The 13,977-nt window shown below is 64.1% G+C and carries 13 protein-coding genes; 9 read left to right on the top strand and 4 right to left on the bottom strand.

All coding sequences use genetic code 11. The features are described from left to right. Positions 1-14: 14 nt before the first annotated feature. The 4 genes from FS665_RS16210 to FS665_RS16195 all read right to left on the bottom strand — a co-directional run bounded on the left by FS665_RS16210 (position 15) and on the right by FS665_RS16195 (position 4,281). Positions 15-302 carry a YceK/YidQ family lipoprotein gene (locus FS665_RS16210; protein ID WP_145190454.1) on the bottom strand — a complete coding sequence of 96 codons (288 nt, stop codon included), beginning with the start codon at positions 300-302 and terminating at the stop codon, positions 15-17. Next, positions 299-928 carry a flavin prenyltransferase UbiX gene (ubiX, locus tag FS665_RS16205; protein ID WP_145190451.1) on the bottom strand — a complete coding sequence of 210 codons (630 nt, stop codon included), beginning with the start codon at positions 926-928 and terminating at the stop codon, positions 299-301. The genes FS665_RS16210 and ubiX overlap by 4 nt, the downstream gene beginning before the upstream one ends. Further along, the gene (mpl, locus tag FS665_RS16200) at positions 925-2,274 is read right to left on the bottom strand and encodes a UDP-N-acetylmuramate:L-alanyl-gamma-D-glutamyl-meso-diaminopimelate ligase (protein ID WP_145190448.1); all 1,350 of its coding nucleotides are present in this window, start codon (positions 2,272-2,274) and stop codon (positions 925-927) included. The genes ubiX and mpl overlap by 4 nt, the downstream gene beginning before the upstream one ends. Before the next feature lie 66 nt (positions 2,275-2,340). Then, positions 2,341-4,281, bottom strand: coding sequence for a sigma-54-dependent Fis family transcriptional regulator (locus tag FS665_RS16195; protein ID WP_145190445.1), 1,941 nt, complete (start codon positions 4,279-4,281; stop codon positions 2,341-2,343). 255 nt (positions 4,282-4,536) lie between these two features. Between FS665_RS16195 and FS665_RS16190 the strand changes: the two genes are divergently transcribed. The 9 genes from FS665_RS16190 to FS665_RS16150 all read left to right on the top strand — a co-directional run bounded on the left by FS665_RS16190 (position 4,537) and on the right by FS665_RS16150 (position 13,684). After that, entirely contained in the window at positions 4,537-6,057 is a 1,521-nt protein-coding gene (locus tag FS665_RS16190) for an aldehyde dehydrogenase family protein (protein ID WP_145190442.1), read from the top strand. A 165-nt stretch (positions 6,058-6,222) separates the two neighbouring features. Then, a complete protein-coding gene (gene eat, locus FS665_RS16185; RefSeq protein WP_145190439.1) occupies positions 6,223-7,671 on the top strand; it encodes an ethanolamine permease in 1,449 nt (482 codons plus the stop codon). A gap of 48 nt (positions 7,672-7,719) precedes the next feature. Then, positions 7,720-9,114 (top strand): ethanolamine ammonia-lyase subunit EutB, encoded by a 1,395-nt coding sequence (locus FS665_RS16180; RefSeq protein WP_145190437.1) that lies wholly within the window; start codon positions 7,720-7,722, stop codon positions 9,112-9,114. Positions 9,115-9,123: 9 nt separating this feature from the next. Beyond that, positions 9,124-9,942 carry an ethanolamine ammonia-lyase subunit EutC gene (gene eutC, locus FS665_RS16175; RefSeq protein WP_145190434.1) on the top strand — a complete coding sequence of 273 codons (819 nt, stop codon included), beginning with the start codon at positions 9,124-9,126 and terminating at the stop codon, positions 9,940-9,942. Between the two features lie 106 nt (positions 9,943-10,048). Continuing rightward, positions 10,049-10,507 carry a GNAT family N-acetyltransferase gene (locus tag FS665_RS16170; protein ID WP_145190432.1) on the top strand — a complete coding sequence of 153 codons (459 nt, stop codon included), beginning with the start codon at positions 10,049-10,051 and terminating at the stop codon, positions 10,505-10,507. 219 nt (positions 10,508-10,726) lie between these two features. Then, on the top strand, positions 10,727-11,374 hold the full coding sequence (locus FS665_RS16165) for a DedA family protein (protein ID WP_145190429.1): 648 nt from the start codon (positions 10,727-10,729) through the stop codon (positions 11,372-11,374). Between the two features lie 7 nt (positions 11,375-11,381). Then, positions 11,382-12,197, top strand: coding sequence for a zinc-dependent peptidase (locus FS665_RS16160; RefSeq protein WP_145190427.1), 816 nt, complete (start codon positions 11,382-11,384; stop codon positions 12,195-12,197). 93 nt (positions 12,198-12,290) lie between these two features. Then, on the top strand, positions 12,291-12,818 hold the full coding sequence (gene ppa / locus FS665_RS16155) for an inorganic diphosphatase (RefSeq protein WP_145190424.1): 528 nt from the start codon (positions 12,291-12,293) through the stop codon (positions 12,816-12,818). Positions 12,819-12,985: 167 nt separating this feature from the next. Next, positions 12,986-13,684: a helix-turn-helix transcriptional regulator gene (locus FS665_RS16150; RefSeq protein WP_145190421.1), complete on the top strand. Its 699-nt coding sequence runs from the start codon at positions 12,986-12,988 to the stop codon at positions 13,682-13,684. Positions 13,685-13,977: the final 293 nt, after the last annotated feature.

Raw genomic sequence — 13,977 nt, 5'->3', positions numbered from 1 at the left:
CACACCGGGGGCCTCTACAGGCCCCCGGTTGCGTTGAAGCCCACTCCAGCCGCTGTCAGCAGGGACAACGGCAGCAGCAAGGTATCGAGCAACAGGCTGCCCGGCAGATCGAGCCTGGGATAGGCCGGCGCTTCGGCGCCGAAGCGATCCCTGGGGCAGCAACCACCGTTGATCACGTACAGATCCAGGCGAGTGCCGGCATACACCACGGGCGCGCCAGGTTGGTTGGCATCCAACGTCCGGGCAGTGGCGCAGCCACCGAGCGCGAAGGCCGCCAACCCCAAGAGCAGCAGACGCCTCAATCTTCCGAACCGATGTGATATTCGCCCCAGCGCGGCAGCATGTCCTGGGGAATGTCCAGCAGGTTCAATACGCGGGCCACGACGAAGTCGACCAGGTCATCGATGGTTTGCGGCTGGTGGTAGAACCCAGGCGCTGCCGGGAGGATCACTGCGCCCATCTGCGAAAGCTTGAGCATGTTCTCCAGGTGGATCGTCGAGAACGGCGCCTCACGCGGCACCAGAATCAACTGGCGGCGTTCCTTGAGCGTCACGTCGGCGGCACGTTCGATCAGGTTGTTGCACGCCCCGCTGGCGATGGCCGACAAGGTGCCGGTCGAGCACGGTACCACCACCATCGCCGCCGGCGCGCCCGAGCCCGAGGCTACCGGCGACATCCAGTCTTCCTTGCCATACACGCGAATCTGCCCATCGGCAGCGCCGGTGTACTCGGTCAGGAAAGCCTGCATCGCCTGCGGCTTGGCCGGCAGCAATACATCGGTTTCGGTGGCCATCACCAATTGCGCAGCCTTGGAAATGAGGAAGTGCACCTCACGCTCTTCGCGCACCAGGCAGTCGAGCAGGCGCAGGCCGTACTGCGCGCCCGACGCCCCGGTCATGGCCAGGGTAATGCGCTGCGGCCCGCTCACTGCAGGGCCTCGGCCAGTTTGCCATGCAGGCCGCCAAAGCCGCCGTTGCTCATGATCACCACATGGGTGCCCGGGCGGGCCTGGCCCTTGACCCGCTCGATGATGGCCTCGAGGCTATCGGCAACCACGCTGGGCACCGTGCATTGCGCGGCGGTGGCGGCCAGGTCCCAGCCCAGGTTGGCCGGGGCGTACCAGATGACCTGGTCAGCGTCATTGACGCTTTCCGGCAGGCCGTCGCGGTGTGCGCCCAGCTTCATCGAGTTCGAACGCGGCTCGATGATGGCAATCACCGGCGCTTCGCCGACCCGCTTGCGCAGGCCGTCGAGGGTGGTGGCAATGGCCGTAGGGTGGTGGGCGAAGTCGTCATAGATGGTCACGCCGTTGACTTCGGCGACCAGCTCCATGCGCCGCTTGACGCTCTTGAATGCGCAGAGTCCGGCGATGCCCATGGCCGGCACCACGCCAACGTGACGGGCGGCGGCCAAGGTCGCCAAGGCATTGTCGACGTTGTGCTGGCCGGTCAGCGCCCAGTCCACCACGCCCTGCACCTGGCCGTCGAACAGCACTTCGAAACGTGAACCGTCGGCGCTGAGCAGGCGCGCCTGCCATTGCCCGCCCTCGCCGGTGGTCTGCACGGGCGTCCAGCAGCCCATGCCGATGACCCGCTCCAAGGCGTGCTCGCGGCTCGGGTGAATGACCAGGCCTTCGCTGGGGATCGTGCGCACCAGGTGATGGAACTGCCGCTCGATGGCCGCCAGATCAGGGAAGATATCCGCGTGATCGAACTCAAGGTTGTTGAGAATCGCGGTACGCGGATGGTAGTGCACGAACTTCGAGCGTTTATCGAAGAACGCGCTGTCATATTCATCGGCCTCGACCACGAAGAACGGCGTATCGCCCAGGCGTGCCGACACCGAGAAATTCTGCGGCACACCGCCGATCAAAAAGCCGGGGCTCATGCCGGCGTGCTCCAATACCCAGGCCAGCATGCTGCTGGTGGTGGTCTTGCCGTGGGTGCCCGCCACTGCCAATACCCAGCGGCCTTGCAACACATGATCGGCCAGCCATTGCGGGCCAGAGACATAGGGCAAGCCTTTGTTCAGCACATACTCCACCGCCGGGTTGCCGCGCGACATGGCATTGCCGATCACCACCAGGTCAGGCGCAGGCTCGAGTTGGGCCGGGTCGTAGCCCTGGGTCAGTTCGATGCCTTGGGCCTGCAGCTGCGTGCTCATCGGCGGATAGACATTGGCGTCAGAGCCGGTGACACGGTGGCCGAGTGCCTTGGCCAGGACTGCCAGCGAACCCATGAAAGTGCCGCAAATACCGAGAATATGAATATGCATGGTCGACCTCGCAAAACGTCGAGGCAGGGTATCGCAGGGAAAGAAAAATCGCACACGCTGTTTCGTCTATCCGCTGCGACTGATCCCATGTTTGCGCAGTTTTCGATACAAGGTGTTGCGGCTGATGCCCAGGTGCTCGGCGACCCGGGTGAGGTGCCAGTGCTTTGCCTGCAGGATGTCCGTCAGTGCCTGGCGTTCCGCGCTTAGCAGATCGATCGGTGCGCCACTCTGGCGCTGCGCAGCGTCACCGCTGCCCTCGTCGGCGAGCCTGCCCGTTGCCGCGCCCGATGTGTGAGCTTGGATGATGCCGGGAAGATCCGAAAACTGGACGATGCCGCCCTCACACAGCGCCAACGCCGTGCGCAGCACGTTGCGCATCTGCCGCACATTCCCCGGCCAATTGAAGGCCAGCAAGGCCTGGCGCGCCTCAGCGGCCAAACCGACGGCCTGCCCCTGCGCCTCCTGGCGCAGCAGGTAGTCCAGCAATGCCTGCTTGTCGCTGCGGTCGCGCAGCGCCGGCAACGCCACCTCCAGCCCGCTTAGCCGATAGTAGAGGTCTTCGCGGAAACTGCCTTGGGCGACCCGCTCGAGCAGGTCGCGGTGCGTGGCACTGACGATGCGCACATCCAGCGCCTGCGCCTCGCCACCGATCGGCTCCACCTGGCGCTCTTCCAGCACTCGCAGCAAGCGGGTCTGCAGCGCCAGCGGCATATCGCCGATTTCATCGAGCAGCAAGGTACCGCCATTGGCCTGCAGCAGTTTGCCGCGCATGCCCTCCTTGCGCGCGCCGGTGAAGCTGCCGCCACGGTAACCGAACAACTCGCTCTCGATCAGGCTCTCGGGAATGGACGCGCAGTTGATCGCCACGAACGGTTTGCCGCTGCGTTGACTGGCCTGGTGCACAGCCTGGGCGAAGGCTTCCTTGCCGCAGCCGGTTTCCCCGCGCAGCAGCAGGGGTACATCGCGCTCGAATACACGTACGGCGCGGCTGAAGGCCTGCTGCAATTGTGGATCGAGCAGGCAAACGCCTGGCTGGGCAGGCGGCGCCGCTGACGGGGCGTTGACGGGCACCGTCCACACGGGTGTCCGCGCTTGCCCGCGCAGGCTGGCGAACACTTGGCGGCCATTGCGCGCATGCAATGACCAGAGCGTACTGCCGCCTGGTGTCGCACGGCTGAACAGCTCGTCCTGCGTGCACGCGAAAAAACGCTCGATCGGCTCGCCGAGCACCGCGCCGCGCGGGCAGCCCAGCAAGTTCAGCGCACTCTGGTTGGCCGCGCGGATACGCCCATCTTCGGCAAATGCCAGCAGACCTTCGCTGAATTGCCCGACCGACTCGGCCTGCACATGGAAGCGCAGCAACCATTGCTGCTCGAAATGGCGCAGGAAATAACAGCTTTCGATCATCTTCGCCGACAGATTGACCAGTGCCATGGTGTGGAACTGGCTCTGGCGCGATACATCAGGGCGGGCCGACGACACATCGAGCACTGCCAGCAGTTCGCCGTGAGGGTCGAACACCGGGCTGGCCGAGCAGGTCAGCCCGGTGTGCCGCCCACGGAAATGCTCGCCCTGGTGAATGGTCAGGGCCTGGCGTTCGACCAGGCAAGTGCCGATGCCATTGGTGCCTTCACGCGCCTCGCTCCAATCGGCGCCCAGCCATAATCCGGCCTGTTCGAAGCTGCGGCGCTCGGTAGGGGCGGTGACGCAATTGAGGATGATCCCGCGGGCATCGGTCAGCAGCACCGCGTGGCCGGCGCCGGATAGCTGCTGGTGCAGGCTGTGCATCTCGCCGCCGGCGATTTCCAGTACCTGACGCAGGCGCTGACGGCTTTCCAGCAGCCGGCCATGTTCGAGCACCACCGGCGCTTCGACCACGCAGGGATCGAGGTGATAGTCGTCCAGGCAGCGCAGCCAGGAGCGGGCGATGGACGGATCGCTGCCCGCTTCACCGCGCGCCACGGTATGCACTTGCTGGGCATGGCGGCTGAATGAGTTGCTCTGCATTTGTCGTTGTGCTCCGCAGATAGAGGCTCCTGCCAGCATCCTCCACCCAGCCAGGGTTTGCAACGCGGCCAGCGGCTGCGTGTCGCAAACGGCACAAAGTGTCACCCGCGCCGCGCCAAGGTTGGTACACCGCGCTCGGGCGCCGCTGGCCCTCGCCTGCCAAGTCATTGATTGCACTGGGGGTCGCCACGCTGGCCCGGCCTTTGCTCTACGCTTTGAAACTCCTCAACAAACATAACAGCCAGGAGACACACCATGCGTTACGCACATCCCGGTACCGAAGGCGCGAAGGTTTCCTTCAAGAGCCGCTACGGCAACTACATCGGCGGTGAGTTCGTGGCCCCGGTCAAAGGCGAGCATTTCACCAACACCTCGCCGGTCAACGGCCAGCCAATCGCCGAATTCCCGCGCTCGAGTGCCGAAGACATCGACAAGGCCCTGGACGCCGCGCATGCCGCGGCCGACGCCTGGGGCCGCACCTCGGTGCAGGACCGCTCCAACGTGCTGCTGAAGATCGCCGACCGAATGGAGCAGAACCTCGAGCTGCTGGCCATTACCGAAACCTGGGACAACGGCAAGCCGATCCGCGAGACGCTGAACGCCGACATCCCGCTGGCGGTCGACCATTTCCGTTATTTCGCCGGGTGCATCCGCGCCCAGGAAGGCGGCGCCGCGGAAATCAACGAAGGCACCGTGGCCTATCACATCCATGAGCCGCTGGGCGTGGTCGGGCAGATCATCCCGTGGAACTTCCCGATCCTGATGGCCGCGTGGAAGCTCGCCCCGGCCCTGGCGGCAGGCAACTGCGTGGTACTCAAGCCGGCCGAACAGACGCCGCTGGGCATCACCGTACTGGTTGAGCTGATCGGCGACCTGCTGCCGCCGGGCGTGCTCAACGTCGTGCAAGGCTATGGCCGCGAGGCCGGTGAAGCGCTGGCGACCAGCAAGCGCATCGCCAAGATCGCGTTCACGGGCTCCACGCCGGTGGGTTCGCACATCATGAAGTGCGCGGCCGAGAACATCATTCCGTCCACCGTCGAGCTGGGCGGCAAGTCGCCGAACGTGTATTTCGAAGACATCATGCAGGCCGAGCCGAGCTTCATCGATAAAGCGGCCGAAGGCATGGTGCTGGCGTTCTTCAACCAAGGCGAGGTATGCACCTGCCCGTCGCGGGCGCTGGTACAGGAGTCGATCTACCCGCAGTTCATGGAAGTGGTGATGAAGAAGGTGCTGCAGATCAAGCGTGGCGACCCGCTGGACACCGACACCATGGTCGGCGCCCAGGCTTCGCAGCAGCAGTTCGAGAAGATTCTCTCCTACCTCGAGATCGCCCAGCAGGAAGGCGCCGAGCTGTTGACCGGCGGCAAGGTGGAAAAACTCGAAGGCGCGTTGGCCACGGGCTACTACATCCAGCCGACGCTGCTCAAAGGCAACAACCGCATGCGGGTGTTCCAGGAAGAGATTTTCGGCCCGGTGGTCAGCGTCACCACGTTCAAGGACGAAGCCGAAGCCTTGGCAATTGCCAACGATACCGAATTTGGCCTGGGCGCCGGGGTCTGGACCCGCGACATCAACCGTGCCTACCGCGTAGGCCGCGGCATCAAGGCCGGCCGTGTATGGACCAACTGCTATCACCTGTACCCGGCCCATGCCGCGTTCGGTGGCTACAAGAAGTCCGGTGTCGGCCGCGAAACCCACAAGATGATGCTCGACCACTACCAGCAGACCAAGAACCTGCTGGTCAGCTACGACATCAACCCCCTGGGCTTCTTCTGAAGCGGCAAGCCTGAAGCGGCAAGCGGCAAGTAAAAGCGGGGCCGTATCGTAGCTCGGTCTCGCTTCTAGCTTGCGGCTTGCGCCGCTCTGGCGCGGTTCATGCAACAGCACTCACCATTGGCCTGAAACCCCTTCTGGCCGCGAAGAAAAACAACAGGTGAAACTATGCCAAGCGATCAATCTGCCGGGGCGCCGGCAGGGTCCTCCGTAGACTTCGAAAAAGTCGGTGCAGACTACTTTGAGCAACGTGAACTCAAGAAAGGCGCGGCCGGCTGGGTACTGCTGGTCGGGCTCGGCGTCGCCTATGTGATCTCCGGTGATTATGCCGGCTGGAACTTCGGCCTGGCTCAGGGCGGTTGGGGCGGCATGTTTCTCGCTACCCTGCTGATGGCCACCATGTACCTGTGCATGTGCTTTTCCCTGGCCGAACTGTCATCGATGATTCCCACCGCAGGCGGCGGCTATGGCTTTGCGCGCAGCGCCTTCGGGCCCTGGGGCGGGTTTCTGACCGGCACCGCCATCCTCATCGAGTACGCCATTGCCCCGGCCGCCATCGCTACCTTCATCGGTGCCTATTGCCAGTCGCTGTTCGGCATCGGCGGCTGGATGATCTACCTGGCCTTCTACGTGGTGTTCATCGGCATCCACATCTTCGGCGTGGGTGAAGCGCTTAAGCTGATGTTCATCATCACCGCGGTCGCCGCTGTGGCCCTGGCAGTGTTTTTGCTGGCGATGGTGCCCCATTTCGATGCAGCCAACCTGTTCGACATCGCCAAAACGGACGCCGCCGGGGCCAGCAGCTTCCTGCCGTTCGGCTATGTCGGGGTGTGGGCGGCGATTCCCTACGCCATCTGGTTCTTCCTGGCGGTCGAAGGCGTGCCGCTGGCCGCCGAAGAAACCAAGAACCCCAAGCGCGATCTGCCACGCGGCCTGATCGGGGCGATGCTGGTGCTGCTCGCCTTCGCCTTGCTGATCCTCATCGTCGGCCCTGGCGGAGCCGGTTCAGAGGCACTCAAGAGCTCCGGCAACCCGTTGGTCGAAGCGCTGGCCAAAGCCTACGGCGGCTCCACCTGGATGGGCAGCTTCGTCAACCTGGTGGGCCTGGCGGGCTTGATCGCCAGCTTCTTCTCGATCATCTACGCCTACTCCCGGCAGATCTTCGCCCTGTCGCGCGCCGGTTACCTGCCGCGCAAGCTGTCGCAGACCAACAGGAGCAAGGCGCCGGTCATGGCTTTGGTGATTCCGGGGATCATCGGTTTCGCCCTGTCGCTAACCGGCCAGGGCGACCTGTTGATTCTGGTCGCGGTTTTCGGTGCCACGCTGTCGTATGTACTGATGATGGCCGCGCACATCACCCTGCGCATTCGCCGGCCGAAGATGGAGCGACCCTACCGCACCCCAGGCGGTATCTTCACCTCGGGCCTGGCCTTGGTGCTGGCGTGCATCGCCGTGGTCGCCGGCTTCCTGGTCGATCCGCGCGTGGTGGTCGGCGCCGCCGTGATCTACGCGGTGTTGATCGGCTACTTTGCTTTCTACAGCCGTCATCATCTGGTGGCCGGCACGCCGGAAGAGGAATTTGCCGCCATCCAGAAGGCCGAAGAGGCCCTGCACTGATCGTCGACACGCGCCGCAGGTCCGCCTGCGGCGCTCTGGAGAGACTGTATGGGAAGTTACGTGCACACCGTGGGGCAAATGCTCTACCGCTTCGACAGCCTCAAGCAATTGCTGGCCAAGGCCAGTCCGGCACGCTCCGGGGATTACCTGGCCGGCCTTGCGGCGAGCAACGACGGCGAACGGGTGGCGGCGCAGATGGCCCTGGCCAACCTGCCGCTCACCGAGTTTCTCAACCAGGCGCTGATCCCCTACGAAGAGGACGAGATCACGCGGCTGATCATCGATACCCATGACGCCAAGGCCTTCGCCGCGATCAGCCACCTGACCGTCGGTGGCCTGCGCGACTGGCTTCTGGGCGAAGACGCCACCGAGGACAGCCTGCGCGCCCTGGCCCCAGGGCTGACACCAGAGATGGCCGCCGCCGTTTCGAAGATCATGCGTGTGCAAGACCTGGTGCTGGTCGCGCAGAAGATCCGCGTGGTCACCCAGTTTCGCGGCACCATGGGCTTGCGCGGGCGCCTGTCGACGCGCTTGCAGCCCAACCATCCGACCGACGAGCCAGCCGGTATCGCCGCGAGCATTCTCGACGGCCTGCTGTATGGCAACGGCGACGCCATGATCGGCATCAACCCGGCGACCGACAGCACTGCCTCGATCTGCGCTTTGCTGGAGATGCTCGACGCGATCATCCAGCGTTATGACATCCCGACCCAGGCCTGTGTGCTGACCCACGTCACCACCTCGATCAAAGCGATCAATCGCGGCGTGCCGCTGGATTTGGTGTTCCAGTCGATCGCCGGCACCGAGGCGGCCAATGCCGGCTTCGGCATCAACCTCAACGTGCTGCAGGAAGGCTACGAGGCGGGGCTGTCGCTCAAGCGTGGCAGCCTCGGGCAGAACCTCATGTACTTCGAGACTGGCCAGGGCAGCGCCCTCTCGGCCAACGCCCACCACGGCGTCGACCAGCAGACCTGCGAAACCCGCGCCTACGCCGTGGCCCGGCATTTCAAGCCGTTTCTGGTCAACACCGTGGTCGGCTTCATCGGCCCCGAGTACCTGTACAACGGCAAGCAGATCATTCGCGCGGGCCTGGAGGATCACTTCTGCGGCAAGCTGCTGGGCGTGCCCATGGGCTGCGACATCTGCTACACCAACCATGCCGAAGCCGATCAGGACGACATGGATACCCTGCTGACCCTGCTGGGGGTTGCCGGCATCAATTTCATCATGGGCATCCCTGGCTCCGACGACATCATGCTCAACTACCAGACCACGTCCTTCCACGACGCGCTGTACGCCCGCCAGACCCTGGGCCTGAAGCCTGCTCCGGAATTCGAAGCCTGGTTGCAGCGCACCGGCATCTTCACCCAGACCGATGGCCGCATACGCTTCGGCGACAACCTGCCGCCGGCATTTCGCCAGGCCCTGGCGCAATTGGCTTGAGAGGTGACCATGGACCGCTCCACCCCCACCCCGGAAAACCCCTGGCTGGCCTTGCGCACCCTGACGCCGGCGCGCATTGCCCTGGGGCGCAGCGGCACCAGCCTGCCGACCGGCGCGCAGCTGGATTTCCAATTCGCCCACGCCCAGGCCCGCGACGCCGTGCACCTGCCCTTCGACCACGCCACCTTGACCCAGCAGCTCAAGGAGCGCGGCCGCGACAGCCTGGTGCTGCACAGCGCCGCCGCCGACCGCCACCAGTACCTGCAACGCCCTGACCTGGGCCGCCGGCTCGACGACGCATCAGCCGAGCGCCTGCGTCAGCAAGCCCAGGACAACCCCGGCGGCGTCGACCTGGCCATCGTGGTCGCCGACGGCCTGTCGGCATTGGCCGTACACCGCCACACGGTGCCCCTGCTGGCGCGCTTCGACGACCAGGCGGCCGGCGACGGCTGGGCCTGCGCGCCGGTGGTGCTGGTCGAGCAGGGCCGGGTCGCGGTGGCTGATGAAGTAGGCCAGTTGCTGGGGGCGCGCATGACGGTGATGTTGATCGGCGAACGCCCAGGGCTCAGCTCGCCAGACAGCCTGGGGCTGTATTTCACTTATGCGCCCAAGGTCGGACTGACCGACGCCTACCGCAACTGCATCTCCAATATCCGTCTGGAAGGGCTCAGCTACGGCATGGCCGCCCATCGCCTGCTGTACTTGATGCGCGAAGCGTGCAAGCGCCAGCTGTCCGGGGTGAATCTCAAGGACGAAGCGCAGGTCAATAGCATCGACAGCGAACAGGCCACGCCCAAACAGGGCAACTTCCTGCTCGGCGAAGGTTAAGCGACCTGTCATGCAGGCCGATTGCACTGATGGCCTGGGTTCGGGCAGCATGCCTGTAGACCCTGCAGGCATACCGCTGTTTCCCAAATGGACGCTGAGGCCGCATATGCGCATCATCAAGGCAACCCTGCAACACCTCGACCTGCTCACCCCGTTGTTCGTGCGTTACCGCGAGTTCTATGGGGCGCTGCCCTACCCCGACAGTTCGCGGGCGTTTCTGCAAAAGCGCCTGAAGCGCGGCGAGTCGGTGATCTACCTGGCGCTGGCGGACGACGACAACGACAAGCTGTTGGGCTTCTGCCAGTTGTATCCAAGCTTTTCATCGCTGTCGCTCAAGCGCGTGTGGATCCTCAACGACATTTTCGTGGCCGAGGACTCGCGGCGCATGCTGGTAGCCGACCACCTCATGCGCGAGGCCAAGAAAATGGCCAGGGACACCCACGCGGTGCGCATGCGCGTCTCGACCAACGCTAACAACGAGGCGGCGCGCAAGACCTACGAGTCGATCGGCTTTCGCAAGGACACCGAGTTCGAGAACTACGTCCTGCCGATCCAGTCGGATTGATTTCACCGGCTTCTTTGCCGCTGCGGCGGCAAGAGGCCGCCAGCTTTACGCAGTAATCCGCGGCTACAATCTCCCCGGGCAGCTTTTACACTTCGCCGTATAATGCCCGCTCCGGTCATGTGTGAAAATTTACCCCTCTGCAGGTAATCATGCCGACGCCCAGGGCAATGCCCGTCATCGCGGGCCCGTAGTCGCGGGTCAAGAACACAGGTGCTGTACATGGAATTCAACCCGCTGGACCTTATCCTGCATCTCGATGCCTACCTCGATCTGCTGGTCACCAACTATGGCCCCTGGATCTACGCCATTCTGTTCGCCGTGATCTTCTGCGAAACGGGCCTGGTGATCATGCCGTTCCTGCCGGGTGACTCGTTGCTGTTCATCGCCGGCGCCGTCGCAGCCGGTGGCGGCATGGACCCGGTACTGCTGGCCGGCCTGCTGATGGCCGCCGCCATCCTGGGCGACAGCACCAACTATGTGATCGGCCGTACCACGGGCGAGAAACTGTTCAACAACCCCAACTCGAAGATCTTCCGCCGCGACTACCTGCAGCGCACCCACGACTTCTACGAACGCCACGGCGGCAAGACCGTGACCATGGCGCGGTTCCTGCCCATCCTGCGCACCTTCGCGCCGTTCGTGGCCGGTATCGCCCACATGCACTACCCGCGCTTCCTGGGCTTCAGCGTGGCCGGTTCGCTGCTGTGGGTCGGTGGTCTGGTGACGCTGGGCTACTTCTTCGGCAACGTGCCATTCATCAAGCAGCACCTGTCGCTGATGGTGGTGGCCATCATCGTGCTGTCGTTGGTGCCGATGATCCTGGGTTTGCTGCGCAGCCGCTTCGGCCGCACCGCCAAGGCGCACTGACCGCCCCATGTGGTCGTTCAGCGCATGGCGGCGCAAACGCACCCTGGCGCGCTATCCGATCACCCCGCAGCAATGGCGGGCGGTGCGCGAGCGCCTGCCGATGCTCGACGGTATCAGCGCCGAAGAAGACCACTGGCTGCGCGAGGCGTGCATCTTGTTCTTGCTCGACAAGCACCTGACCACCCTGCCGGGCGTCGAGCTCGACGATATCCAGCGCCTGTTCCTCGCCGCCCAGGCACAACTGCCGTTGCTGCACCTGGGCGAGCTGAACTGGTACCAGGGCTTTCACGAAATCATCCTGTACCCCGATGACTTCAAGAGCCCACAGCGCCACCGCGATGCCAGCGGCGTGGAACATGCCTGGGATGGTGAGCACAGCGGCGAGGCCTGGCAGCAGGGGCCAATCATCCTGGCCTGGGCCGGCGTATTGGCCAGTGGCGGCTGGGAGGCCTACAACCTGGTGATCCACGAGCTGGCGCACAAACTCGACATGCTCAATGGCGACGCCAACGGCCTGCCGCCGCTGCACCCAGAGATGCGCGTCGAACACTGGGCCGAAGCCATGCAGCACGCCTACGACGACCTCAACCGGCAGCTGGACGCCAACCCCGACGCGCAGACTGCCATCGATCCCTATGCTGCGGAAAACCCGGCAGAGTTCTTCGCCGTCACCAGCGAGTATTTCTTCAGCGCACCCGACCTGCTGCAGCAGGCTTATCCACAGGTGTACCAGCAGCTGGCGCTGTTCTACCGGCAAGACCCGCTGACGCGTCTGACGCAATTACAGGCCGAACACCCGGACTATCGCGCAAGCCACGCCTGATGCGCCGACACATCAGGCCAGGCGTGGCATGGGCTGGCGGAATATGCCTATAATCGCCGCCACTTTTTCGATCAGACACGGGGACACTGCCCAATGAGCTACAGCAAGATTCCGGCGGGCAAAGACCTGCCGAACGACATCTACGTCGCCATCGAGATCCCGGCCAACCACGCGCCGATCAAGTACGAAATCGACAAGGACAGCGACACCCTGTTCGTCGACCGCTTCATGGCCACCCCGATGTTCTACCCGGCCAACTACGGCTTCATCCCCAACACCCTGGCCGACGACGCTGATCCGCTGGACGTGCTGGTCGTCACCCCATACCCGGTCGCTCCAGGCTCGGTGATCCGTGCCCGTCCAGTCGGCGTGCTGAACATGACCGACGATGGCGGCGGTGATGCCAAGGTCATCGCTGTTCCCCACGACAAGCTGAGCCAGCTGTACGTGGACGTGAAGGAATACACCGACTTGCCGCCTCTGCTGATCCAGCAGATCGAGCACTTCTTCGCGAACTACAAAGACCTCGAGAAGGGCAAGTGGGTCAAGATCGAAGGCTGGGACGGCGCCGACGCCGCCCGCGCTGCGATCACCAAGTCGGTCGCAGCCTACAAGGGCTGATACCGCTGTCGAAAACCCCGCCGCGGCGGGGTTTTTTTTGGCTAGCTGTTTATCGAAAAACCCTACAACTTCCTACATCTTCGTCCTACAAGCCGGTATTTTTCCTACCGATTGCATCAACGCCTCGTTCATTTCCTTGCTGGCACTCGGCCGCTACACTGCATTGCATGAATAGATCCGGCGACCGCCTCAAAGCGCTTCTGAAGGAATGTGGCCTGACGCCCGCTGATTTTGCCGTGCAGCGCGGGGTCACCTCGCAGCACGTCAACAACTGGTTTAGCCGTGGTGTGCCGATGGCACGGGTTGGTGAACTGGCCGAGTTGTTCGGCGTTCACCGGCGCTGGCTGCAGACCGGCGAAGGGCCCAAGCACCCGCGCTCGTTTCTGCACCTGTATGCGCCACAGGCGTCCCCCGTGCCGGCATTCGGGACGCCTGAACAGCCGCCCGAGCCCCTGGTGCACGTGCCGCTGCATGAGCTGCACCATGGCGAGTTGAGCGCAGTGGCCGATCATCACCTGGCGATGCCGCAACGGGCACTGCAGACATTGGCCGTGCCGCTGGACCAGGCCATCTGCATGATGATGCCTGCCGCCAACATGCAGCCGTGGATCCCTCGCGATGCGGTACTGGCGATCGACCTCAGCTACACCCAGGTAGTCGATGGCGAGATCTACGCGCTGCTGCACAACGGCAGGCTGCGGGTGAACAGCCTGAGCGTCGGCCACCGCGACAGCCTGTGCCTGCACAGCCACAGCCGGCGCGAGGCGATCGAGCGCTATACCCCGCTGCAACGGCGTGCGCAAAAACTGCAGGTGCTGGGGTGGGTGTTCCATTGGTCCCATTATCGCCAGCGTCGCCCAGGCTAAGCCGGCCGATGCCATTTTTTGCTGGGCATCGCGCGCTGGCCCTTGTATGCTACCCGGCACATTCAGCCCCGCCCGGCGCAAGCCGCGTTGCAGAGGGCTCGGCGACGCTCCACACGACCGTCAGCCATCTCTTTCAGGCCTTCAGGCCACCCCGTTAAGGCGGTTGCGACTTACCATAAATTAGTCGGAAACGTCCCCGAGAAGCCGGCCACAAGCCGGCTTTTTAATGCCCGTCATTCGGCCCAGGCGGCGCCCGTTCGCACAGGCACCGCACGCCCAACGCCAGCGACGCC

Origin of the sequence: Pseudomonas sp. URMO17WK12:I11 (genome assembly GCF_007677725.1) — a bacterium.
Taxonomy (GTDB): Bacteria; Pseudomonadota; Gammaproteobacteria; order Pseudomonadales; family Pseudomonadaceae; genus Aquipseudomonas.
The sequence above is the reverse complement of the archived record's forward strand: the minus strand, read 5'-3'. Positions and strand labels throughout refer to the sequence as shown.